At 70.1% G+C, this 24246-nt stretch carries 19 protein-coding genes; 16 read left to right on the top strand and 3 right to left on the bottom strand.

Annotated features, from left to right (window positions below; all coding sequences use genetic code 11):
- From MRBLWH10_RS15560 to MRBLWH10_RS15550, 3 genes are read left to right on the top strand one after another with little or no spacing between them, the layout of a single operon-like run.
- Entirely contained in the window at nucleotides 1-963 is a 963-nt protein-coding gene (locus tag MRBLWH10_RS15560; RefSeq protein ID WP_105673124.1) for a sugar ABC transporter permease, read from the top strand.
- The gene (locus tag MRBLWH10_RS15555; RefSeq protein WP_341940614.1) at nucleotides 960-1904 is read left to right on the top strand and encodes a carbohydrate ABC transporter permease; all 945 of its coding nucleotides are present in this window, start codon (nucleotides 960-962) and stop codon (nucleotides 1902-1904) included. Before MRBLWH10_RS15560 ends, MRBLWH10_RS15555 begins: the two co-directional genes overlap by 4 nt.
- A gap of 1 nt (nucleotide 1905) precedes the next feature.
- Nucleotides 1906-3579, top strand: a complete 1674-nt coding sequence (locus tag MRBLWH10_RS15550) for a hypothetical protein (protein WP_341940613.1) — start codon at nucleotides 1906-1908, stop codon at nucleotides 3577-3579.
- A gap of 108 nt (nucleotides 3580-3687) precedes the next feature.
- Here the strand turns inward: MRBLWH10_RS15550 and MRBLWH10_RS15545 are convergent, their stop codons facing one another.
- A complete protein-coding gene (locus tag MRBLWH10_RS15545; RefSeq protein WP_341940612.1) occupies nucleotides 3688-4344 on the bottom strand; it encodes a GntR family transcriptional regulator in 657 nt (218 codons plus the stop codon).
- 147 nt (nucleotides 4345-4491) lie between these two features.
- Between MRBLWH10_RS15545 and MRBLWH10_RS15540 the strand changes: the two genes are divergently transcribed.
- The 13 genes from MRBLWH10_RS15540 (at nucleotide 4492) to MRBLWH10_RS15480 (ending at nucleotide 22438) form a co-directional block, all read left to right on the top strand.
- Nucleotides 4492-6570, top strand: a complete 2079-nt coding sequence (locus MRBLWH10_RS15540; protein WP_341940611.1) for a beta-galactosidase — start codon at nucleotides 4492-4494, stop codon at nucleotides 6568-6570.
- On the top strand, nucleotides 6567-7961 hold the full coding sequence (gene gcvPA / locus MRBLWH10_RS15535; protein ID WP_341940610.1) for an aminomethyl-transferring glycine dehydrogenase subunit GcvPA: 1395 nt from the start codon (nucleotides 6567-6569) through the stop codon (nucleotides 7959-7961). Before MRBLWH10_RS15540 ends, gcvPA begins: the two co-directional genes overlap by 4 nt.
- A complete protein-coding gene (gene gcvPB / locus MRBLWH10_RS15530) occupies nucleotides 7958-9565 on the top strand; it encodes an aminomethyl-transferring glycine dehydrogenase subunit GcvPB (RefSeq protein ID WP_341940609.1) in 1608 nt (535 codons plus the stop codon). Before gcvPA ends, gcvPB begins: the two co-directional genes overlap by 4 nt.
- 6 nt (nucleotides 9566-9571) lie before the next feature.
- Nucleotides 9572-10714, top strand: a complete 1143-nt coding sequence (locus MRBLWH10_RS15525) for an NAD(+)/NADH kinase (RefSeq protein ID WP_341940608.1) — start codon at nucleotides 9572-9574, stop codon at nucleotides 10712-10714.
- A 10-nt stretch (nucleotides 10715-10724) separates the two neighbouring features.
- Nucleotides 10725-11483 carry a glucose 1-dehydrogenase gene (locus tag MRBLWH10_RS15520; RefSeq protein WP_341940607.1) on the top strand — a complete coding sequence of 253 codons (759 nt, stop codon included), beginning with the start codon at nucleotides 10725-10727 and terminating at the stop codon, nucleotides 11481-11483.
- A gap of 93 nt (nucleotides 11484-11576) precedes the next feature.
- Complete coding sequence (locus MRBLWH10_RS15515; RefSeq protein WP_341940606.1) at nucleotides 11577-12752, top strand: ROK family transcriptional regulator; 1176 nt, start codon at nucleotides 11577-11579, stop codon at nucleotides 12750-12752.
- Nucleotides 12753-12830: 78 nt separating this feature from the next.
- Complete coding sequence (locus MRBLWH10_RS15510; protein ID WP_341940605.1) at nucleotides 12831-14318, top strand: M81 family metallopeptidase; 1488 nt, start codon at nucleotides 12831-12833, stop codon at nucleotides 14316-14318.
- A 156-nt stretch (nucleotides 14319-14474) separates the two neighbouring features.
- Complete coding sequence (locus MRBLWH10_RS15505; RefSeq protein ID WP_341940604.1) at nucleotides 14475-16283, top strand: peptide ABC transporter substrate-binding protein; 1809 nt, start codon at nucleotides 14475-14477, stop codon at nucleotides 16281-16283.
- A gap of 12 nt (nucleotides 16284-16295) precedes the next feature.
- Nucleotides 16296-17315, top strand: coding sequence for an ABC transporter permease (locus tag MRBLWH10_RS15500; protein WP_341940603.1), 1020 nt, complete (start codon nucleotides 16296-16298; stop codon nucleotides 17313-17315).
- On the top strand, nucleotides 17312-18190 hold the full coding sequence (locus tag MRBLWH10_RS15495) for an ABC transporter permease (RefSeq protein WP_223587300.1): 879 nt from the start codon (nucleotides 17312-17314) through the stop codon (nucleotides 18188-18190). The genes MRBLWH10_RS15500 and MRBLWH10_RS15495 overlap by 4 nt, the downstream gene beginning before the upstream one ends.
- Complete coding sequence (locus tag MRBLWH10_RS15490; RefSeq protein ID WP_341940602.1) at nucleotides 18187-19854, top strand: ABC transporter ATP-binding protein; 1668 nt, start codon at nucleotides 18187-18189, stop codon at nucleotides 19852-19854. Before MRBLWH10_RS15495 ends, MRBLWH10_RS15490 begins: the two co-directional genes overlap by 4 nt.
- A gap of 38 nt (nucleotides 19855-19892) precedes the next feature.
- On the top strand, nucleotides 19893-20810 hold the full coding sequence (locus MRBLWH10_RS15485) for an ROK family protein (protein ID WP_341940601.1): 918 nt from the start codon (nucleotides 19893-19895) through the stop codon (nucleotides 20808-20810).
- 110 nt (nucleotides 20811-20920) lie between these two features.
- A complete protein-coding gene (locus tag MRBLWH10_RS15480) occupies nucleotides 20921-22438 on the top strand; it encodes an SDR family NAD(P)-dependent oxidoreductase (RefSeq protein WP_341940600.1) in 1518 nt (505 codons plus the stop codon).
- 10 nt (nucleotides 22439-22448) lie between these two features.
- On the opposite strand, the gene MRBLWH10_RS15475 is transcribed toward MRBLWH10_RS15480, so the two are convergent.
- Together MRBLWH10_RS15475 and MRBLWH10_RS15470 are read right to left on the bottom strand one after the other, a co-directional pair.
- On the bottom strand, nucleotides 22449-23546 hold the full coding sequence (locus MRBLWH10_RS15475) for a HAMP domain-containing sensor histidine kinase (RefSeq protein ID WP_341940599.1): 1098 nt from the start codon (nucleotides 23544-23546) through the stop codon (nucleotides 22449-22451).
- Nucleotides 23547-23556: 10 nt separating this feature from the next.
- Nucleotides 23557-24228, bottom strand: coding sequence for a response regulator transcription factor (locus MRBLWH10_RS15470; RefSeq protein WP_105673140.1), 672 nt, complete (start codon nucleotides 24226-24228; stop codon nucleotides 23557-23559).
- Nucleotides 24229-24246 lie beyond the last annotated feature (18 nt).

The following is a 24246-nucleotide window of genomic DNA, read 5'->3' as shown; positions in this document are numbered from 1 at the left end:
GTGTCCACGCTCACCGACAACGGACGGATGCCGCAGGCCACCCCTGCGGCATCCGCCCTGCCCCTGCGCAAGGAGGCGGCCTGGCGCCGGCGCGACCGCCGCTGGGGCTACGTCTTCGTCGGCCCTCAGCTGATCGGCATGGGGCTGTTCGTCGTGCTGCCGTTCCTGGGGAGCATGGTGCTCGCCTTCGCCTCGTGGGACGGGCTGAGCGACCTCGAATGGGTGGGCTTCGCCAACTTCGCCGACCAGCTGTCCGACCCGCTGCTCGGACGCGCCATCCTCAACACCCTCCTCATCGCGATCATCACGGTGCCCATCGGGCTCGCGCTCGCGGTGATCGTCGCGATCGCTCTCGAGAAGCTCAAGACCCGCACGCTGTACCTCGTGCTGTTCTTCGCGCCGGTGGTCACGTCGACCGTCGCGGTCGCGATGATCTGGCAGCAGATGTTCCGCGCAGACGGCGTGCTCTCCACCGCGATATCGAAGATCTTCGGCATCGCGCCCCCCGACTGGCTGCAGGATCCGAAGCTCGCCCTCCTCGCCGTCTGCATCGTCACCATCTGGTCGTCGATGGGCCTCAACGTGGTGATCTTCCTCGCCGGCCTGCAGAACATCTCACCCTCTGTCATCGAGGCCGCCCGCATCGACGGGGCGGGCCCGTGGCGGCTGTTCACCAGCATCCGCCTCCCGCTGCTCTCGCCCATCGTGTTCTTCTCGTCGATCGTCGCCTTCATCTCGTCGCTGCAGACCTTCGACACCGTCTACGTGCTCGTGCAGAACGCGGGACCCGACAACGCGACCCGCACGATCGTGTTCCACATCTTCGATCTCGGCTTCACGAAGTTCGAGTTCGGCCTGTCGAGCGCGGCCAGCGTGATCCTGCTGCTCATCACCCTCGTGATCACGGGCATCCAGTTCGCCGCGCAGAAGAAGTTCGTCCACTACGAGGATGACCCGGCATGACCTCCCAGACCCCCTCCCTCACCCGGCAGGCCCCTCCGACGGGGTCTACGGTCGCGCTCACCGCTCCGGGCTACCGCTCGCGCGGACGCGGCGGACCCGGCGCCGACCGCGCCCGCCGTCGGATCGGCGCGACCCTGCTGCACGTGGTGCTCGCCGTCGCGGGCATCGCGATGGTCTTCCCGTTCATCTGGATGCTGCTGACGTCGTTCAAGTCGCTGTCGCAGCTCCTGAAGAACCCGCTGCAGTTCCTCCCCGACCCGTGGACGTTCGACAACTACACGACGGCGTGGAACGCGGTGCTGTTCGGGCAGGCGTATCTCAACAGCGCGTACATCGCCGTCCTCGTGGTCGTCGGCACGCTGCTGACCTCGGCGATGGCGGGGTACGCGTTCGCCCGCATCCGGTTCCGCGGCAGCAGGATCCTCTTCGTCGTCTTCCTCGCGACGCAGATGATCCCCAAGCAGGTGACGCTCATCCCCTTCTACCTGCTGATGTCGCAGCTCGGCTGGGTCGACTCGCACCTCGCGCTGATCGTCCCCGGCATGATGGCGAACCCCTTCGCGGTGTTCCTCATGAGGCAGTTCGTCCTCGCGCTCCCGCGGGAGCTCGAGGAGGCGGCCCTCGTCGACGGCGCCGGACGCTGGCGCACCTTCTGGAGCGTCGTGCTGCCCAACCTCAAGCCGGGCCTCGCCGCGCTCAGCATCATCGTCGCCCTCGACGTGTGGAACTCGTTCCTGTTCCCGCTGGTGCTGCTGAACACGCCCGACCTCTTCACCGTGCCGCTGCTGCTGCAGGCGTTCCAGAGCCAGCAGGGCTCGGTCAACTACGGGCTCGTGATGGCGGCGTCGGCGATCGCCACCGTGCCGATGCTGATCGTGTTCGTGATCGGTCAGCGCAAGATCCTGAACAGCATGGCCGCCTCGGGCCTCGGAGGACGATGACATGACGGATGCCGCCGACCTGGCCGCCCACGCCGGCCGCCATCTCGACCTCGTCTCCGCGCCCTTCACCCTGCCGCGTTCGCGCGTGCTCGTGTTCCGCGCGGAGCACGGAGACGGCGTGCGCGTGCACACCTCGGAGTACGAGAAGCGGCTGTCGGAGTGCCGGGTGCTGGATGCGATCGTCGTGACGGATGCCGAGGGCGCGGTGCTTCCGGTGGCCGATGTGCTGCCTGGGCGCGTGCGGTTCGAGGGCGACGCCACGCTCACCTTCGACGGCCCATCGGCGCTGAGCCTCGGCGGAGCGCCGGGCGCGCGCGTGCGTCTGGTGCGGCCGGACGGCTCCGTCGAGGAGCATCCGCTGGGCGACGGCATCCGACTGCGCATCGCGGCCGACCGCACCGTCTCCGTGGAGAGCGGGGGCCACGCGGCCGCGCTCGCGGCGACGGCATCCGTCTGGGACGAGTGGTTCGCGAAGTGCCCGATCGTGCGCGACGACCTGCAGGAGATGACCGCGTTCTGCTGGTGGGTGCTCGGAGCGAACATCGTCGAGCTGCCGTCTCTGGGCGATGCCCGCGCGATCGTCCCGTCGAAGATCGGCTACGTGGGTCTGTGGCAGTGGGACGCCTACTTCATCGCGGTCGGCCTGCGTCACGGCGACCCGGAGCTGGCGCGTGAGCAGCTCGACCTCGCGTTCCGGTTCCCGCAGCCCGACGGCCAGCTGCCCGACGTCGTGCACGAGCACGGGGCGCTCGCGACGAGCGACGACCTGCCCGAGAGCGATCGCGCGAACCTGCGCCGCGCGGGGTCGCAGATCGCCGATCCGAGCGCGCCGGTGCCGCTGACCAAGCCTCCGCTCGCGGCCTGGGCGCTGCGCACGGTGCTCGCCGTGCAGGACGACCCCGACTACGCGCGCACCCAGCTCGCCCGTGTCATCCGCTCGCAGGACTGGTGGTTCGCGGGCAGCGACCTCGATCATGACGGGATGCCGGAGTACGGGCATCCCTACTCCTCCGGCCTCGACGACAGCCCCATCTTCGACGGACCGCTGCCGACGGCGGCTCCCGACCTCGGCGCCTATCTCGTGCGGCAGGACCTCGAGATCGCGGCGCTCCTGGAGCGGTACGAGCCCGGCGTCGATGTCACGCGCTTCCGCGAGCGCGCGGCCCGCACGCAGGAGCTCCTGCTGACGATGTGGTCGTCGGAGGAGAGCCGGTTCCTCGCGTACGGCGGTGGGGCGATCCCCGGAGCCCTCGGCGCACCTGGAGGCGAGGTGCTGCACAGCGACACGGTCGTCGGACTCCTGCCGCTGCTCACCGGCACGCTCCCGGCTCCCGTCTCCGAGGCGCTGCGTGCGGCCGTCGACGATCCGTCCCGGTTCGCCCTGGAGTGGGGCCTGCCCACCGTCGCGGCATCCGACCCGGACTTCTCGCCGGAGCGGATGTGGCGGGGACCGATCTGGGTCAACACGAGCGTGCTCGTGGCTGAGGGGCTCGAGGCCTCCGGGTACCTGGAGCGCGCGCGGGAGCTGCGCGAGCAGACCGTCGCCCTCGTGATCCACGGCGGCGGCCCGCACGAGTACTTCAACCCGCACACGGGGCTCAAGGCCGAGCGCGCGACCACGGCGTTCGGCTGGTCGGCTGCGCTGTTCATCGACCTCGCCGTCCGCCTGAGCTGACGCTTGTCGCTCGGGTTCCGGTCGCAAACCCGGTCGTGAATGCCATCGTTTCGGAGCCAGGTTTGCGACCTGAGTGCGGGGAACGCGGGGAGGAGAGAGGGAGGGAGCTCAGGCCGTGAAGTACGAGCTCGATGCGTTGTCGAGGATGCGCTGCATGCCGTGCGTCCAGTTGGCCTTCAGTGCCACGATGGCGGCGGGGACGTCACCGGCGGCGAGTTGCCTCGCGATCTCGGCGTGCTCCGCGGCGACGCGCTCGACCTTGACGTCTTCCGGCACGAGCAGCGACTCGTACCGGTGGAAGGAGCTGCGCACGCTCTCGATCACGTCGAGGAGACGCTGGTTCGGGCACGCCGACAGCATGAGGCTGTGCCACTCGTCGTCCTTGGTGATGACGAGCTGGTGCTCGACGAGCTCGTCGGCGAACGCATCGGCCATCTCCTTGAGCCGCGCGCCGATGGCCTGCAGCTCGTCGAGCGGGCTGAGCTCGAGGGCCAGGCTCTCGAGAGCCGCCATGACGGGGGCGAGGTCGCGGAACTCCGAGGCGCTGAGCGGCACGAATCGGAAGCCTTTGCCGTTCTCGCTCTCGATCTGCCCCTCGGACTCCAGGGCGATCAGCGCTTCACGCAGGGGTGTGCGGCTGACTCCGAGTTCACCGGCGAGCTGCACCTCGTTGATGCCCTCGCCGGGCTGCACGAGACCTGCCCGCATCCGCGTCAGGAGCTCCTCGCGGACCTGCGAGCGCAGGTTCTTGCGTTCGATGGCCATGGATGGCATCCCCCTTCTGCGTCGCCCCTGCCCGTCAGCCTATGGGTTGACGGCTCCGGTACGACGATCTACTGTGGTGTATACAGAATACAGCGGACAGGCGAATTGCACCAGAGTCCGCCGCAGATGACTCAGAGAGGAGCCCTCGTGCCCGCATCCGACCAGTCGATCCGACGCGTCCGCATCGACGCGCTCGCCTACGGCGGCGACTACAACCCCGACCAGTGGTCGGAGGAGACGTGGCATGAGGACATCCGCCTGATGCGCGAGGCCGGCGTGAACATGGTCAGCCTGCCGATCTTCAGCTGGCCGCAGCTGGAGCCGGAGCCCGGCGTCTACGACTGGGGATGGCTCGACCGCATCATCGACCTGCTCCACGAGGCCGGCATCCGCATCGACCTGGCCACCGCCACCGCGACGCCGCCCTCCTGGCTGCTGCGCGCCCACCCCGAGATGGCGCCCTGGGACGCCGACGGGCACCGGCTGGAGTTCGGCTCCCGCCAGACGTACTGCCCCTCGTCTCCCGTCTGGCGCGAGAACGTCGCACGGATGACGCGTGCCATGGCCGAGCGCTACGGCGAGCACCCCGGGCTCGCCCTGTGGCACATCTCGAACGAGTACGGCGACCACACCTCGCGCTGCTGGTGCCCCGAGTCGGCCGCTCACTTCCGCCGCTGGCTGGAGGACCGCTACGGCGACCTCGACGGACTCAACGAGGCGTGGGGCGTGAACGTGTGGGGTCAGCGCTACACCTCCTGGGACCACATCGAGACCCCGAAGAAGGCTCCGGGGCCGATCAACCCCACCAAGCTCCTCGACTTCGAGCGGTTCTCCTCCGACGCCCTCCTGGAGCTGTTCCAGATCGAGATCGACGTGCTGCGCGAGGTCACCCCCGACATCGCCGTGACGACGAACTTCATGAGCATGTTCCGCGACCTCGACTACTGGGACTTCGCCGCGGCGGAGGACGTCGTGACCGACGACGCCTACCCCGAACCCGCCGACCCGACCTCGCACGTCGGCGCCGCCCTGAACTACGGCCTCATGCGCTCGCTCAAGGGCGGACAGCCGTGGCTGCTGCTGGAGTCGTCGGCATCCGCCACCAGCTGGCGCGACGTCAACGTGCCCAAGGCGCCGGGCAAGATCCGCGTCGAGAGCCTGCAGGCCGTCGCGCACGGGTCGGATGCGGTGATGTTCTTCCAGTGGCGCCAGGCCAAGTACGGCCAGGAGAAGTTCCACTCGTCGATGCTCGGCCACCGCGGCGAGAAGTCACGCAGCTTCCAGGAGACCAGGGCGCTCGGACTCGAGCTGAAGAAGCTGGAGCCCGTGCGCGGCACCCGCGTGCGCTCCCGAGTCGCGCTCGTCGTCGACTGGGATTCCTGGTGGGGCTCCAGCGCCCTCGAATCCCTCCCCTCACAGCGCCTGCAGTGGGCGCAGCAGGCCCGGGCCTGGCACCGCGCGCTCCACACGCTCGGCCAGCCGACGGATGCCGTTCGCGCCACGGGGCCGTTCGACGAGTACGACGTGGTCGTGGTGCCGAACCTCTACATCATCGAGCAGCCGCAGGCCGATGCGCTCCGCGCCTTCGTCGAGCGCGGAGGGCACCTCGTGGTCGGCCCCTTCTCGGGTGTCGTCGACGCGACGGAGAAGGTGCACGACGGCGGCGCGCCAGGCCTGCTGCGCGACCTCCTCGGCGTCGAGGTCGACGAGCAGTGGCCGATCGCCGACGGACTGACCGAGACGGTCGACTACGCCGGCGAGACGCTCACGGCGCCCAGCTGGAGCGAATGGATCGAGGCGGATGCCGACGTCGAGGTGCGCGGTGCGTACTCCTCCGGCGAGCTCGCCGGGCTCCCCGCCGTGACCCGGCGCCCGGTCGGAACCGGCGCGGCCTGGTACCTCAGCGCCATGCTCGAGCACGACAGCATGCTGCCGGTGTTCCGCGACGTGCTGATCGGCGCCGGCCTCCCCGCCCGCGACGACACCGACGTGGACGCCGAGGTCGTCACCCGCGCCGACGAGACCACCGACTACACGTTCTACCTGAACCACGGACAGAGCCCGGTGGCGTTCGCGCTCCCCGGAGACGCGACCGACCTGCTCACCGGTATCCGCCACTCCGGCCGCCTCGACCTCGGCCGCTACGGCGTCGCCGTGCTCGCGGCGCCCCGTGCAGAGACCATCCCCTTCTCCACCCTCATCCCGACCGCGAAGGAGGACGCATGACCGAGCCGTTCGTGCATCCGTACATCCCCAACACGGCGCCGGAGTCGCGGGCCGCGATGCTCGCCGCCGTCGGCGCCGCCGACGTCTCCGAGTTCTACGCCGACGTGCCGGAGTCCCTGCGCCTCGGCCGCCCGCTCGACCTGCCGGCACCGCTCGTGGCCGAGCAGGATCTCGCGCGTCACGTGCGCGGGCTGCTCGCCAGGAACCGCTCCACGCAGGAGCGCCTGAGCTTCCTCGGCGCCGGCGTCTACAACCACTACGTGCCGGCCGTCGTCGACGAGGTCATCGGCCGCAGCGAGTTCCTCACCGCCTACGCCGGTGAGCCCTACGAGGACCACGGCCGCTTCCAGGCGCTGTTCCAGTACCAGTCGCTGATGGCCGAGCTGCTGGAGATGGACGTCGTGAACGTCCCCACCTACGACGGCTACCAGGCCACCGCGACCGGCCTCACGATGTCGGGCCGCATCACCGGGCGCCCCCGCGTGCTCGTCGTCAGCGACGTGCTGCCGGCGAAGCTGTCGAAGGTGCACGACTACGTCCGCGCGCACCTCGCGCTGGAGCACGTGCCCACGGTGAACGGCACGGCCGACGTCACCGCGATCCGCGCCGCGCTCGGCGACGACGTCGCGGCGGTCTGGGTCGAGACGCCCAGCGTCACGGGCGCCGTCGAGGCCTCGCTGCAGGAGATCGCGGATGCCGCGCACGCCGCCGGCGCCGTGGTCGTCGTCGGCACCGACCCGATCGGCTACGGCATCCTCACCCCGCCGTCGCTGCACGGCGCCGACATCGTCACCGGTGACATCCAGTCGCTCGGCCTGCACCAGTGGTTCGGCGGCGCCCACGGCGGGTTCATCGCCGTGCACGACGACCCGACGTTCGTGATGGAGATGCCCTCGCGGCTCTTCGGACTGGAGTCCACCGACGTGCCAGGCGAGTACGGATTCGGCGACGTCGCCTACGACCGCACCTCCTTCGCCCACCGCGAAGACGGCAAGGAGTGGGTCGGCACGGCCGCCGCCCTCTGGGGCATCGCCGCCGGCGTCTACCTCGCCCTCATGGGCCCCGCCGGCATGGCCGAGCTCGGCGAGACCCTCCTCGCCCGCACCCGCTACGCGCAGCAGACGCTCGCCGCGATCCCCGGCGTCGCGCTCGACGACGACGCCGTGCACCTGCGCGAGTTCACCGTGACCCTGCCGGTCCCGGCATCCGATGTCGTCTCCGCACTGCGTGCGAAGGGCATCGAGCCCGGCGTCGTCGTGGGCGAGCGCCGCCTGCTGGTGTGCGTCACCGAGCTCACCACCCAGACCGACATCGACACCCTGGCCGCGGCGCTCGCCGAGGTCACCGCATCCGCCACCGCATCCGCCACCGTCATCGAGGAGCCGAAGTGACACTTCCCGTCGCCCCGAAGCCCGCGCTGCGGCGCTTCCAGCAGGCCCGCTGGGACGAGCCGATCATCTTCGAGCTGTCCACCCCGGGTGAGCGCGGAGTGCTCGTCTCGCAGGTCGAGCCCGGCATCCGCGAGGCCGTCGGAGACGTGGTCGCGGAGCTCCCGGCATCCCTGCGTCGCCCGTCGGCCGCGAAGCTCCCCGAGATGGGCCAGATGCGCGTGCTCAAGCACTACCTGCGCCTGTCGCAGGAGAACCTCGGCGCCGACTTCAACGTCGACATCGGCCAGGGCACGTGCACCATGAAGTACGCGCCGAAGATCAACGACCAGCTCGCCGGCGCCCCGCAGATCACCGCGATGCACCCGCATCAGGACCCGGCCGACGCCCAGGGCGTGCTGGAGATCCTCTGGCAGCTGGAGCGGATGCTCGCCGAGATCTCCGGGATGGACGAGGTCTCCCTGCACACCCAGGGCGGATCCGCCGCGATCTGGTCGAACATCGCCATGATCCGCAGGTTCCACGAGGCCAACGGCGAGGGCGAGCAGCGCCGCGAGGTCATCACCACGATCTTCAGCCACCCGTCGAACGCGGCGGCCGCGAAGGCCGCGGGCTACGAGGTCATCACGGTCTACCCGGATGCCGACGGCTACCCCTCGCTCGACGCGCTGAAGGCCGCGCTGTCCCCCCGCACGGCGGCGATCATGGTCACTAACCCTGAGGACACCGGCATCTACAACCCGGCCATCCGGGAGTGGGTGGATGCCGCGCACGCCGTGGGCGCCCTCGCCTCCTACGACCAGGCCAACGCCAACGGCATCCTCGGCATCACCCGCGCCCGCGACGCCGGCTTCGACGTGTGCCACTTCAACCTGCACAAGACCTTCGGCACGCCGCACGGCTGCGGCGGACCGGGTTCCGGCGCCAACGCGGTCTCGGCGGCGCTCGCGCCCTTCCTCCCCGGACCCCGTGTGGTGCGGGAGGACGACGGGACGTTCGCCGTCTCCGAGGCGGGCGAGCAGTCCATCGGCGCGGTGGCCCCGTTCTACGGCGTCATCCCCGCGCTCGTGAAGGCGTACTCGTGGATCATGGCGCTCGGCGCCCCCGGCCTGCTCGCCGCCGCCGAGACCGCGGTGCTGAACAACAACTACCTGATGTCGCTCGTGCTGGCGATCCCCGGGGCCTCCGCCCCCTATGCCACCGGCCGCCGCCGCATCGAGCAGGTGCGCTACTCGTGGGAGGAGCTGTTCGAGGAGACCGGCGTCTCGTCGGAGGAGATCGGCATCCGCATGACCGACTTCGGGATGCACTACTGGACGAGTCACCACCCCTACGTGGTGCCGCAGCCGTTCACGCTCGAACCCACGGAGTCGTACTCGAAGGCGGAGCTGGAGGAGTACGCGGCCACGCTCGCCGAGGTGGCGCGCGAGGCCAGGGAGACCCCGGAGGTCGTGCGCACGGCCCCGCACAACCAGACCGTGCACCACACGCATCACGACGATCTCGACGACCCCGAGCGCTGGGCCATCACCTGGCGGGCGTATCAGCGCAAGTACCCTTCGGCAGGCTCAGGACGGCGTGCGGCGGAGCTGGCCGCGCAGGCCTGACGCGACGTGATCGGACTGGTCGTCAACCCTGTCGCCGGAGTCGGCGGGCCCGCGGGCCTCGCCGGCTCCGACGGCGCGGACGTGCAGCGCCTCGCCCTCGCGCGCGGCGCCCGTTCGCGCGTGCAGGAGCGCACGGCCGCAGCCCTCGCGGTGCTGGCCGCCCGGCATCCGTCCCTCGTCGTCCTGACCGCCGCCGGCCCGATGGGCGCCGACGCCGTGCGCGCCGCCGCCCTGGTGCCCCGCGTCGTGTACTCGCTCGACGGCGACACTGAGGACACGGATGCCGCGGACACGGCGCGTGCCGTGGAGGCGGTGGCGAGGGCGGGCGCGGAACTGATCCTCGTCGTGGGCGGGGACGGGACGCTGCGCGACGCCGTCGCGGGGCTCGGTCTCTCGGACGCGCGACGGATGCCGGCGGTGCTCGGCATCCCGGCCGGAGTGAAGATGTACTCGCCGGTGTTCGCCGTGAGCCCGGCCGCCGCGGGGGCGATCGCCGCCGACTGGGTGGCGCAGGGCGTGCTGCCGACCGAGGAGCGCGAGGTGCTCGACATCGACGAGGCCGCGCTGCGGCGCGCACGCGTCGACCCGGTGCTGCACGGATTCCTGCGGGTTCCGGTGCGCCGCGGCCGCACCCAGGCCCGCAAGGCGCCGACCCCGGCGAGCGAGGCCGCCGCCGTCGAGGCCGCGGCGAGAGGCGCCGTCGCGCGCATGCGGCCGGGTGTCCGCTACCTGCTCGGCCCCGGCGGCACCACTGCCGAGATCGCCCGTCTGCTCGGGGTCGTCGGCACCCCGCTCGGCGTCGACGTCGTGCTCGACGGCGCCGTCACTGTGGCGGGCGCGAGTGAGCAGCAGCTTCTCGCCGAGACCGCCGCGGGGCCCGCCCAGGCCGTCGTCACCGTGATCGGCGGCCAGGGGTTCCTGCTCGGCCGGGGCAATCAGCAGCTCTCGGCATCCGTCATCCGCTCCCTCGGCGACGAACCTCTGATGGTCGTGGCCCCCGAGCAGAAGATCATCGACCTGCGCGGACGTCCGCTGCTGGTCGACACCGGAGAAGCCGCGCTCGACGCGCGCCTCTCCGGCCACGTGCGCATCACCACCGGCGTCGGCACCAGCAGCCTGTACGCCGTCGCCTCTTCCCACACCCTCTGAAAGGAACATCATGCGTCTCGAGAACAAGAAGGCCATCGTCACCGGCGGCGCGGGCGGCATCGGCCGCGCCACGTCGCTCGCGCTCGCCGCGGAGGGGGCGGCGGTCGCCGTCGTCGATCTGAACGCCGAGGCCGCGGAGGCCGTCGCCGCCGAGATCCGCGCGGCCGGAGGAGCCGCGGTCGCGATCGCCGCCGACGTCGCCAGCGAGGCCGACATCGAGCGCGTCATCGCCACGACCGTCGCAGAGCTCGGGGGCGTGAACGTCGTCTTCAACAACGCCGGCATCATCCGCCGCACGACCGCCGTGGAGACGACCGTCGAGGAGTGGGATCGCGTGTTCGGCGTGAACGTGCGCTCGATCTTCCTCATGTGCAAGCACGTCGTGCCGATCATGGAGGCCGCGGGCGGCGGCTCGATCATCAACACGGGCTCCGGCTGGGGGCTCAAGGGTGGCGGGCAGGCGATCTCCTACTGCGCCTCGAAGGGCGCGGTCGTGAACATGACCCGCGCGCTCGCGATAGACCACGGCCCCGCCGGCATCCGGGTCAACTCGGTCAACCCCGGCGATGTGAACACCGGGATGCTGAGCGACGAGGCCCGTCAGCTCGGGCAGGACACGGCGTCGTTCCTCGCGGAGGCCGCCGATCGCCCGCTGCGCCGCATGGGGCAGCCGAGCGAGGTCGCCCAGGCCGTCGTCTGGCTCGCGAGCGACGACTCCTCCTACGTCACGGGTTCGGCCCTGGTGGTCGACGGCGGCGGCATCGCCTGAGCACGTGTGTCACCTCGTGTCGCACGGGGTGACACTGTGCGGTCCTGGGAGTATCTTTGTTTGACCACCGAAACAAGATGATTCGAGGACACCGTGGCGCCGGCGACCCAGACCGCATTCTCCGAGGGTGAGATCTTCCGGCTCGTGCGCACGGGAGCGGCGCAGTCGCGCGCCGACCTCGCCCGGCTGACCGGGCTCTCCCCGTCGACCGTCGCGCTCCGGATCGAGGCGCTGATCGCCCACGACTACATCGAGGAGAACGGCGAGGGCGTGTCGCGCGGCGGGCGGAGGCCCCGCGTGCTCACGGTGAAGGCCGGGGGCAGCGTCGTCGTCGGCGTCGATCTCGGCGAGCAGCACGCGACCGTCGCGCTCTTCGATCGTCGGGCGGAGGTCGTCGCCTCGACCGTCGCCCGGGTGTCGCTCCTCGACGGTGTCGAGAGCGTCGTGAACCAGGTGTGGGAGCACGCTCGCGGACTGGCGGAGGACCACGGCGGCCTCACGATCGAGGGCATCGCGATGAGCCTCCCCGGTCCCGTGGATTCGCGCACCTCGCGCCTGCTCGCGCCGATGCGGATGCCGGGCTGGAACGGCGTCGACGTCGGAGAGGTCCTCGGAAAGACCACGGGGCTCCCCTTCCTCATCGACAACGACGCGAACGCGATGGCCGTCGGCGAGTTCATCGAGCGCGGCGGCGAGCAGGAGCAGCTGGTGTTCGTGAAGGCGGGCAGCGGCATCGGCTGCGGGATCATCCTCGACGGTGCGGTCTACCGCGGCTTCCGCGGGGTCGCGGGCGACATCAGCCACGTCGCCCTGCACAACGCACCGCCCATCATCTGCTCGTGCGGTCGGGTCGGCTGCCTCGACGTGGTCGCGAGCGGGGCGGCGATCGTCGATGCGCTGCGGGAGGCGGGGGCGGCCGTGGAGACGCTCGACGACGTGCTGGCGCTGGCGCAGGACGCGCACCCGAAGGCCACCTCCGCCCTGCGGGAGGCGGGTGCCCGCACGGGCGAGGTGCTCGCGACGATCATCAACTTCTTCAACCCCCAGGCGCTCGCTCTGGGCGGGCGTCTGGCCACGGCCGATGCCTTCGTGGCGGGGGTGCGACAGGCGCTGTTCACCCTCTGCCTCCCGATGTCGACGGACGCTCTGGAAATCGGCGTGAGCCGCGCCGGCGCGTTGGCGGGCGCGCGCGGCGTGGCCTGGGAGCTACTGGAGCGGCTGCTCGACCCCGCCGGAATCGACGAGGAGCTGCGTCTCGTCACTCAGTAGTTCGATCATCGGCATAAGTCGGATGCCGGTAGCAGCAAGTGGCTCATCTTGATTCGAGAGCGACTCTAGACTCGGAGTATGACCGAGACCTCACCGCTCCCGCGCATCGCCATCGCCGGCATGGCCATCGAGTCCAGCACCTTCTCGCCGCACCGAGCAGGCGAGCGGGACTTCCTCCGCATCGAGGGCGACGACCTCGTCATGCGCTACGACGCACTGCGCGAAGGAGAGCTCACGGAGAGGGCCGAGTGGCTGCCGGTGTACTACGCCCGGTCGATCCCCGGCGGCGCGGTGCTGCGCGAGGTGTACGACGCCATCAAGGCGCGCATCTGCGACGGGCTGCGCGAACTCGTGGCCGACGGTGGGCGGCTCGACGGTCTCTTCTTCGACATCCACGGGGCGATGAGCGTGGTGGGCATGGACGATGCCGAGGGCGACCTGATCACCGCGATCCGCGAGGTGATCGGCGCGGACGTCGTCGTCTCGGCGTCGATGGATCTGCACGGCAACGTGTCGCGTGCCCTGATCGAGAACGTCGACATCATCACGTGCTACCGACTGGCGCCGCACGAGGACACGTGGGAGACCCGCGACCGCGCCATCCGCAACCTGGTCGAGGCGCTCGAGAGCGGCGTCACCCCGCGTCGCGCCTGGGTGCGCGTGCCCATCCTGCTGCCCGGCGAGAAGACCAGCACCCGCGTGGAGCCCGCCAGGAGCCTCTATGCCCGCATCCCCGAGATCGAGTCGCGCCCCGGCGTCACCGACGCGGCGATCTGGATCGGCTACGCCTGGGCCGATGAGCCCCGCTGCCACGCCACGGTCGTCGTGACCGGCACCGATGACGAGGCGACGTCCGCTGCCGCGTCGGAGCTCGGTCGCGCGTTCTGGGACGTGCGCGACGACTTCGAGTTCGTCGGCCCTCCCGGCACGCTCGACGAGGGGGTCGCTGCCGGGCTGGCCGCGACCGACACCCCGTACTTCATCAGCGATTCGGGCGACAACCCCGGCGCGGGCGGCACGGGCGACGTGACCTGGACGCTCGCCCAGCTGCTGCAGAAGCCCGAGCTCACCGCGGACGATGCGCCGGTGACGCTGTGCGCGTCGGTGTTCGACAAGAGCGCGCTGGACATCCTTCGCGGCTGCACGGTGGGGGAGCGGGTGTCCGTCGAGGTGGGCGCGCGCGTCGACAGCGGTCCGCGCGGGCCGGTCCTGGTCGACGGGGTGCTGCACAGCCTGCACGAGGGCGATGAGGATGCGGGCGGCATCGCCGTGATCCGGGTCGGCGGGCTCCACGTGATCGTCACCGAGTACCGCAAGGCGTACCACGACGTCTCCGACTTCACCTCGATCGGACTCGACCCGGTCGCGGCGCAGATCGTCGTCACGAAGATCGGCTACCTGGAGCCCGAGCTCTACGCCATCATGCGCGGATGGACGCTGGCGCTCACCCCCGGCGGCGTCGACCAGGACCTCGAGCGCCTCGGGCACCACCGCATCCAGCGGCCGATGCATCCGTTCGACGCGTTCGACGCCGCACCCGACCTGACCGCCGAGATGGTGGGATGACGAGGGCCGCTCCTCTTTGTTTCGACAGCGAAGCAAGTTAGTTACTCAAACGTAACAAGATCGACTTTTGTGACTAACTTAGTTCGTGCATGATTCAAAGTGCGTCTTAAATTGGACGAACGCTTCGGTGACGAGGCGGTGAACGAGGAGGTTTACATGCGATCTCAGTCGCTGCGTCGCAGGCTGCTCGCCCCCCTGGGTGCGCTCGCCGTCGCGACGCTCGCCCTGACCGCCTGCCAGGCCGGAGCCACGAGCGACGGCACGGCGAGCGAGAAGGACACGGTCAGCTTCGCGCTCCAGGTGGGAACGGGTCCCAACTGGATCCTGCCGATCTCGTCTCCCGACAAGATGGCCACGCACAACAGCGCCATCAAGGCGACGATGTGGCCGCGTCTGTTCGAGTACAACGGCGTCGACGGTGAGATGGGCTGGGACAAGAAGGCGTCCGCAGCGAAGTCCTACGAGTTCTCGGAGGACCGTAAGACCATCACCATCACCCTGAACGACCTCGACTGGTCGGACGGCACGCCCGTCACCTCGCGCGACGTCGAGTTCTGGTACAACCTCGTGCGCTTCAACGGCGAGAAGACCGGCGGCTACTCGGCCGGCCTGATGCCCGACAACATCGTCGAGTTCACGACCGTCGACGACAAGACGTTCTCGCTGACGATGGACAAGGTGTACAACGAGGAGTTCCTCCTCGGCAACCAGCTCAGCCTCATGTACCCGATGCCCCAGCACGTGTGGGACAAGACGAGTGCGGACGGCGAGATCGGCGATCACGACCGCGACGCCGCGGGCGCGGCCGACGTGCTGGACTACCTCTTCTCCGAGGCGGAGGACATGAAGACCTACGCCTCGAACGACCTGTGGAAGACCGTCGCCGGTCCCTACACGGTGAAGAGCTGGTCGGACTCGGGCCTCGTGGAGCTCACCGCCAACAAGAAGTACACCGGCGAGGACAAGCCGAGCATCGACAACGTCAAGTTCCTGCCGTTCACCTCGGCGGACGCCGAGATGAACGTCGTGCGCTCCGGTGACGTCGACTACGGCTACGTGACCAGCTCGCAGCTCACCAACGAGAAGCAGTTCACCGACCTCGGCTACAGCATCGAGCCGTGGGCCGGCTGGTCGATCACGTACATGCCCTACAACTTCGCCAACCCCGAGAAGGGCTCCTTCTACAAGCAGCTCTACGTGCGCCAGGCGCTGCAGCACGCCGTCGACCAGGAGAGCATCTCCGACGTCGTCTGGCACGGCGCCGCGACGCCCGACTACGGTCCCATCCCGCAGACGGCGGACTCCAACGGACTCTCCGACGTGCAGAAGGACAACCCGTACCCGTTCGACCTGAAGAAGGCCGAGAAGCTGTTCACCGACCACGGCTGGGTCAAGGGATCCGACGGCACCCTCGAGTGCGCCGAGGCGGGCGCGGGCGAGGACCAGTGCGGTGAGGGGATCGCCGCCGGTGCGAAGGCGGAGATCGTCGTCACCACGCAGAACGGCTCGCAGGAGACCGACAACATGATGGCGGAGATCCAGTCCTCGCTCGGCAAGATCGGCGTCAAGATGACGATCGACTCCAAGCCGCTGGACACCGTCCTCACCCAGGCGCAGGAGTGCAAGACCGGCAGCGCGTGCACGTGGGAGCTCGTCTTCTTCGGCACGGCCGGCAGCTGGTACTTCCCGCCCTACGCCACCGGTGAGCGCGTCTTCGCGAAGGACACCAAGTGGAACGCGGGCCAGTACGACAACCCCGAGGCGGAGGAGCTCGTGCAGGCGATGGCCTTCTCGACCGACCCCGAGATCGCGAAGAAGTACTCCGCGTTCCTCGCCACCGACCTCCCGGTCATGTGGATGCCGAACCCGGTCTACCAGGTCTCCGTCGTCCGCGACGGACTCGACATCGCCCACCAGGACCCGGGCGCGTCGTTCCTGCCGCAGCGCTGGTCCTGGGCCAAGTAACGAGTAGGTGACATGAGCGTGGTGGAAGCGGCGCAGAGCGCGCAGCAGAAGAAGGAGAGGGCCGGCGGCCCGCGGTTCTGGTGGTACCTGTTGCGACGGGTCGGCCAGGGCGTGATCGTCATCCTCATCGTGACGCTGATCGTGTTCGCGCTGCTCCACCTCGCCATGCCGCAGGGGCCGGCAGCCGGCATCCTCGGCATGCAGGCCTCGCAGGAGCAGATCGATGCCTTCAACAAGGAGAACGGCTTCGATCTGCCCCTGTGGCAGCAGTACCTCAACTTCCTCGGGCAGCTGGTCCAGGGCGACCTCGGCGACTCGTTCAAGCTGAACCGCCCCGTGGCCGACGCCATCGGCCAGCGCCTGCCGAAGACGCTGATCCTCGCGCTGATCTCGATGATCTTCGCTCTGATCATCGCGATCCCGATGGGCATCTTCCAGGCCGTGCGCCGCGGCAAGGCGGCCGACTACGCGCTGACCACCTGGAACTTCATCATCTACTCGACCCCGTCGTTCTTCCTCGGGCTCATCCTGGTGATCGTGTTCGCCCAGTGGCTGCGGCTCGTGCCGGCACAGGCGCCGCAGGGCGAGACCGTCGGCGAGGTGCTGGCGAATCCCGCGGGTCTCGTGCTGCCGGTGCTGACCGCGGCGCTCGGCATCATCGCGACGTTCTCCCGCTACATGCGCTCCGCGACCATCGACAACCTCTCCGAGGACTACGTCCGCACCGCCAGGGCGAAGGGCACGCCGATCCCCGTGGTGATCACCCGTCACGTGGTGCGCAACTCCCTGACCCCCGTGATCGCCATGCTCGGCTACTACCTGCCGGTCATGTTCGGCGGCATGATCGTCGTCGAATCGCTCTTCAACTACCCCGGCATGGGCCTGCTGTTCTGGACCTCGGCGCAGACCTCCGACTACCCCGTGCTGATCGGCTGCATCCTGGTGATCGCGCTCGCGACGGTCATCGGATCGCTGCTCGCCGACATCATCCAGGCGCTGCTCGATCCGCGCACCCGAGAGGAGCTCTCGTGAGCACGACGACCATCGTGATGCGCACGCTGACCCCGCGCCAGCGCGGCATGCGCCGCTTCCTGCAGAACAAGCTCGCGGTCTTCGGGATCGTGACCATCGCCCTGTTCCTGCTCTTCTGCTTCGTGGGGCCGCTGATCCATCCGACGGATCAGATCCACACCGATCTGCGCAGCACGATGCTGCCGCCCGGCTCGGCCGGGCACCCGCTCGGCACGGACGACGTCGGCTACGACGTGCTCGGTCGCCTGATGGTCGGCGGACAGATCTCGATCCTCATCGGGCTCGCGGCCGGGGTCCTCGCGACCGTGATCGGCACCCTCTGGGGAGCGATCGCCGGGTACGTGGGCGGCGCGGTGGACACCGTGATGATGCGCGTCGTCGACGCGGGCATCGCGATCCCCGCGACCTTCCTGCTGCTCATCCTCTCCGCGATCCTGCGTCCGAGCGTCCCGCTGATGATCTGCGTCATCGGGCTGGTGTCCTGGCTCGTCCCCGCGCGTCTGGTGCGCGCCGAATCGATCTCGCTGAAGTCGCGGGAGTACGTGCTGGCGCTGCGGGCCATGGGCGGCACCCACTCCCGTGCTGTGCTGAAGCACATCGTGCCCAACACGGTCGGCACGATCGTCGTGAACGCGACGTTCCAGGTCGCCGACGCCATCCTGCTCGTCGCCTACATCTCGTTCCTCGGCATGGGGCTGCAGAAGCCGGCCACCGACTGGGGCGCCATGCTCACGAGCGGCATCACGTACACGTACGCGGGCGCCTGGTGGCTGATCTTCCCCGCAGGCTTCTGCATCGTGCTCACGGTCTGCGCGTTCAACAGCATCGGAGACGGACTCCGTGACTTCTTCGACGTGAAGGGGCGTGCCGCATGAGCGACGCACTGCTGCAGATCTCCGATCTGAAGGTCACGTTCCGCACCGAGGACGGCGCCGTGGATGCCGTCAAGGGCATCGACCTCGAGGTCCGACCCGGCGAGGTGCTCGCGCTGGTCGGCGAGTCCGGCTCGGGCAAGTCCGTCACGGCGATGGCCATCCTCAAGCTGCTGCCGCGCACGGCCGCCGTCACCGGCTCGATCCGCCTCGCCGGACGAGAGCTCCTTCCGCTCAGGGAAGCCGAGATGAACGGCATCCGCGGCGCCGAGATCTCGATGGTGTTCCAGGAGCCGATGACCGCGCTCAACCCGAGCATGCGCATCGGCGATCAGATCACCGAGGCGATCCTCAACCACGGCGGCGTCTCGAAGGCCGACGCGTGGGAGCGCGCGGTCGAGATGCTCGGACGCGTCGGCATCCCCGATCCGTCTCGCCGGGCGAAGAGCTATCCGCACGAGCTGTCCGGCGGTCAGCGTCAGCGCGTCGTCATCGCCATCGCCCTCTCGTGCGAGCCGCAGCTGATCATCGCCGACGAGCCGACGACAGCGCTCGACGTGACGGTGCAGGCGGAGATCCTCGATCTCATCCGCCGCCTCGCGGCTGAATCGGGTACCGCGTTCCTCCTCGTCACGCACAACATGGGCGTCGTGGCGGACATCGCCGACCGGGTCGCCGTGATGTTCCGCGGCACGATGGTCGAGGTCGGCGACACCCGCACCGTGCTCACCGCGCCCCGAGAGGACTACACGAAGAAGCTCCTCAGCGCCGTGCCCTCGCTGCCCGACGCGGCGAGCGTCGTGGAGCGGGAGCCCGAGCGCGAGCTCGCCGACGCCGTGCTCGAACTGGATGCCGCCAGCGTGACCTATCGTCGCGGCGGACGGCCCTTCCTCGCGCTCGACGGCGTGAGCCTGAGCATCGCCCCCGGCGAGATCGTCGGTCTCGTGGGCGAGTCCGGCTCGGGCAAGTCGACGCTCGGCCGCGCCGCCCTGGGGCTGCTGCCGCTGTCGAGCGGCGGGATGACGCTGTTCGGCGAGAAGGTCGGCCGCGGCGGCGTCTCCGGGCGGCGCGAGCGCGAGCTGCGCGGCAGGGTCGGAGCGATCTTCCAGGACCCGGGGTCGAGCCTCGACCCGCGCATGACGGTGGGAGAGGCGATCTCCGAGCCGATGCTCGTGCAGCGGCGGAAGATGCCGACGACCGCCGCGCAGCGCCGCACCCGCGTGGCCGAGCTGCTCGACGCCGTCGAACTCCCCGCGAACTACGCGACCAGGTACCCGCACGAGCTCTCGGGCGGACAGCGTCAGCGCATCGGCCTCGCCCGCGCCATCGCCCTGGAGCCGGAGCTCATCATCGCCGACGAGCCGACCTCGGCCCTCGACGTCTCGGTGCAGGCCGCGGTGCTCGAGGTGCTGCGCGACCTGCAGGAGAAGATGCACTTCTCCTGCCTCTTCATCAGCCACGACCTCGCGGTCGTGCACGAGATCTCCGACCGGGTGGCCGTGATGCTGAAGGGCGAGATCGTCGAGACCGGTTCGGCCGACGACGTGCTCCTGGCTCCGCAGCATCCCTACAGCCGTCGCCTCCTGGCCTCGGTCCCCGTGCCCGATCCGGACAAGCAGGCGCTGCGACGGGAGGCCCGAGCGGCCGCCCGGGTGACCGCCCCGTGACGGCGCTCGCCTCCGACGCGCATAGGAGCAGGGGCAGGATGAGCGACCGCGGCACCGCGGTCGTGCTGGGGCTCGACGTCGGCGGGTCCAGCGTCAAGCACCTCCTCGCCAGCGCCGACGCGTCGATGTCGCAGCCGCCGACGCCGCTCGCGCGCGGCAGGAACGCGACGCCCACCGCCTCGCCGGCTGAGGCGCTGGCGGCCATCGCGGAGACGGTGACGGGCGAGCACTCCCTGGCCCGCCTCGTGCTCTCGATCCCCGGCATCGTGGACGAGGAGAACGGCGTCGTCATCCGGTCGACCAACATCCCCGCGCTCGACGGAGCCCCCCTCGGCCGCCAGCTCGAGTCCGCGCTCGGCGTGCCGGTCGACGTGATCAACGACGGGCACGCGGCGGCGGTCGCCGAGGCCTCGTGGGGCGCGGGCGCCGGCATCGATGACGTCTTCGTGCTCGCCCTCGGCACCGGGATCGCCGGCGCGCACGTGGTCGACGGACGGGTCGTCACGGGTGCCCACGGGTCGGCGGGGGAGCTCGGACACGTCACGATCGACCCGATGGGCGGCGAGTGCTCGTGCGGTCGCCGCGGGTGCCTGGAGACCATCATCGGAGCCCCCGCGCTCGATGCGGCGTGGGCGGATGCCGGTGGCCGCGGTGGACCGGAGGCGCTGCTCGACGCGTTCGCGGCGGGCGACGGCGCGGCGACAGCGATCGTGCGCCGTGCCTCGTCGGCTCTGGCCGAAGCCATCCTCACGCTCTGCGCGGTTGTGGACCCCGGGGGCATCGTGATCGGCGGCGGGCTCGCCCAGGCGCCGCATCATCTGGTGACGCTCGCCGAGCGCTACGTGCGGGAGCGGGCGACGTTCCATCGTGTTCCGCCCATCGTCCCGGCGACGCTCGGCGGATGGGCGGGCGCCAACGGCGCCGTGCTCACCGCGCTCCGCCGTCAGCACGCCTGACGCGTCGCGTCGCTCCCGTCGCAAGAACTCCCGGTATTCGGAGCGGATACCGGGATCATTCGCGACGGGAGCGGATGCCGCCCCCAGGACACTCGCGTAAAATCAGCACAATGACCGATGCCCCCGACCCCGCTGACCTCCTCGGACCGGGCGTCGACCCCGACGATCTCGCGACCACGCTGCGAGTGCTGGCCGAGCTGCACGAGATCGACAACGAGCATCCGGACTTCGTGGCCGTGCGCCACGCGACCGCCGCGATGTTCAAGGCCGTCAAGCGCGTGCGTCGCAAGGAGATCCGCGATGCGGTCGCCGAGGCCGACAAAGCCGTCGTCGCGCGCACCGCGACGGGCGCCCCCGACCGCATCGACGACGAGACCCGCGGCAACGACCTCGCGACGAGCGTGGTCGACGCCCCGATCGCCGGCGAACTCATCAAGCCGCGCAACTGCTACATCTGCAAGCAGCCGTACACGCTCGTCGACGCGTTCTACCACCAGCTCTGCCCCGACTGCGCACGGTTCAGTCACGGCAAGCGCAACGCCCGCACCGACCTCACCGGCAAGCGCGCGCTGCTCACCGGAGGCCGCGCGAAGATCGGCATGCACATCGCGCTGCGGCTGCTCCGCGACGGCGCGCACACCACGATCACGACGCGCTTCCCGAGGGATGCCGTCCGCCGATTCTCGGCACTGCCGGACTCGGCCGACTGGCTGCACCGTCTGCGCGTCGTCGGCATCGACCTGCGCGACCCCGCGCAGGTGATCGGTCTCGCCGACTCGGTCGCGGCGCAGGGGCCCCTCGACATCCTCATCAACAACGCCGCGCAGACCGTGCGGCGCTCGCCCGGCGCGTACTCGCTGCTGGCGGATGCCGAGCTGCAGCCGCTGCCCGACGGACCGCTGCCCGAGATGGAGACCTTCGGCCACACGAACGACCAGCACCCGCAGGCCCTGCAGGCCTCGGTGGACGCGCATCCGCTGCTCTCGGTCGCGGCCCTCGGCGGCACCGTCGCCGCGCAGGGCGGTCAGGCGCTCACGGCCGAGGACCTCGCCCGGCTCGCGATGGCTCCAGGCTCATCGTCGCTGGAGAAGCACGCCGACGGCACCGCGATCGATGCGGGCGGGCTCGTGCCCGACGTCAACCGTGTGAACAGCTGGGTGCAGTCGGTCGACCAGGTCGACCCGCTGGAGATGCTCGAGGTGCAGCTGTGCAACACCACGGCGCCGTTCCTGCTGATCAGCCGCCTGCGTCCGTCGATGGCGGCGTCGAGCGCGCACCGGAAGTACGTGGTCAACGTCTCGGCGATGGAGGGGCAGTTCTCCCGCCGCTACAAGGGCCCCGGTCACCCGCACACGAACATGGCGAAGGCCGCGCTGAACATGCTCACCCGCACCAGCGCCGGAGAGATGCTGGAGACCGACGGCATCCTGATGACCGCCGTCGACACCGGCTGGATCACCGACGAGCGCCCGCACTTCACGAAGGTGCGCCTGGCGGAGGAGGGCTTCCACGCCCCGCTCGACCTCGTCGACGGCGCCGCCCGCGTGTACGACCCGATCGTGCGCGGCGAGGCCGGCGAAGACATCCACGGCGTGTTCCTGAAGGACTACGAGCCCAGCCCCTGGTGACCCCGCGGGCTCACGCGACCGGGTGCCCCTGCAGCGGGTAGGGGAGCGGATGCGGGAGCCACACCGTCACGTTCAGGCCGCCGCCGGGGCGTGCGGTCAGCACGAGGGAGCCGTCGTGGGCCTCCGCGATGCGCTGCACGATCGCGAGCCCCAGGCCGACGCCCACGTGGTCGGCGTCGCGGGCGCGCTCGGCTCCGCGCTGGAACGGCTCGGCGAGAGCCGCGACGACGTGCGGGGGCAGGTGGGGGCCGGTGTTCTCCACCACCAGGGCGAGCGCCCGCTCCTGCGTGTGCGTGCGCACCGTGACGGCGCCGTCGGCGGCGAGGTTGTGCACGATCGCGTTGTGCACGAGGTTCATGATCAGCTGCTGCAGCAGTGCGGGGTTGCCGAGCACGATCGCCGCATCGCCCGCGACGTCGATGGCGACCCCGAGCTTCTCGGCCAGCGGCAACAGTGACTCGGCGGCCTCCTCGGCGAGCAGCGACAGGTCGACGATCTCGCGGGTGAACGCCCGACGATCGGCGCGGCTGAGCAGCAGCAGAGCCTCGGTGACCTCGATGGCCCTGACGTTGACCTCCTGCAGGCGGTCGATCAGCTCGTCCACATCGCGGTCGGGATCGGCGCGGGCCACGTCGAGCATGGTCTGCGAGATCGCCAGGGGCGTGCGCAGCTCGTGCGAGGCGTTCGCGGCGAAGCGCTGCTGCTCTGCCATGTTCTGCTCGAGCCGGTCGAGCATCGAGTCGAACACGTCGGAGAGGTCGCGGAACTCGTCGCGCGGCCCTTCCAGAGCCACGCGGTGCGACAGGGATCCCTGCGCGGCGAGCTGCGCCGCGTAGCCGATGCGGTTCAGCGGAGCCAGCATCCGCCCTGCCAGCCACCAGCCGCCCGCCCAGCCGATGGCGAGCAGCACGATCATGACCAGGATCGCGACGGGCACGAACGCCCGCATCAGGTCGGACCGGTTGGGCACGTGCTCGGCGATGTTGGTGACGAACTGCACGTCGGGCACGTAGCGGAGCAGGAACAGCCCCACGGCGGCGAGCAGCAGGAGTCCCGAGACCACGACGATCCCCGCGTAGCTCAGGGTGAGCTTCATGCGGGCCGTCATGCCGCGGCGCCTAGGCATCGGCATCCGTCCCGATGCGGTACCCGACCCCGGGCACGGTGAGGATCAGCCAGGGCTCGCCCAGGCGCTTGCGCAGCGACGAGACGGTGATCCGCACGGCGTTCGTGAACGGGTCGGCGTTCTCGTCCCACGCGCGCTCCAGCAGCTCCTCGGCGCTGACGACACCGCCGTTCGCGCCGACCAGCACCTCCAGCACGGCGAACTGCTTGCGGGTGAGGGCGACGTAGCGTCCGTCGCGGAACACCTCGCGGCGGAACGGGTCGAGCCGCAGCCCCGCGACCTCGAGCACAGGCGGGCGGTTGTGCTGGCGGCGCCGGTCGAGGGCGCGCAGCCTCAGCACGAGCTCCCGCAGCTCGAACGGCTTGGTGAGGTAGTCGTCGGCGCCGATCTCGAAGCCGGAGGCCTTGTCGTCGAGGCGGTCGGCGGCGGTCAGCATCAGGATCGGGATGCCGCTGCCCGAGGCCACGATCCACCGGGCGACGTCGTCGCCGGAGGGGCCGGGGATGTCGCGGTCGAGCACGGCCAGGTCGTAGGAGTTGACGGCGAGGAGCTCGAGCGCGGTGTCGCCGTCTCCGGCGATGTCGGAGGCGATGGCCTCCAGGCGCAGTCCATCGCGAACCGCCTCGGCGAGGTAGGGCTCGTCCTCGACGATCAGCACGCGCATGGCTGAGAGCTTACGCAA

Source organism: Microbacterium sp. LWH10-1.2, assembly GCF_038397765.1.
Taxonomy (GTDB): domain Bacteria; phylum Actinomycetota; class Actinomycetes; order Actinomycetales; family Microbacteriaceae; genus Microbacterium; species Microbacterium natoriense.
The sequence above is the reverse complement of the archived record's forward strand: the minus strand, read 5'-3'. Positions and strand labels throughout refer to the sequence as shown.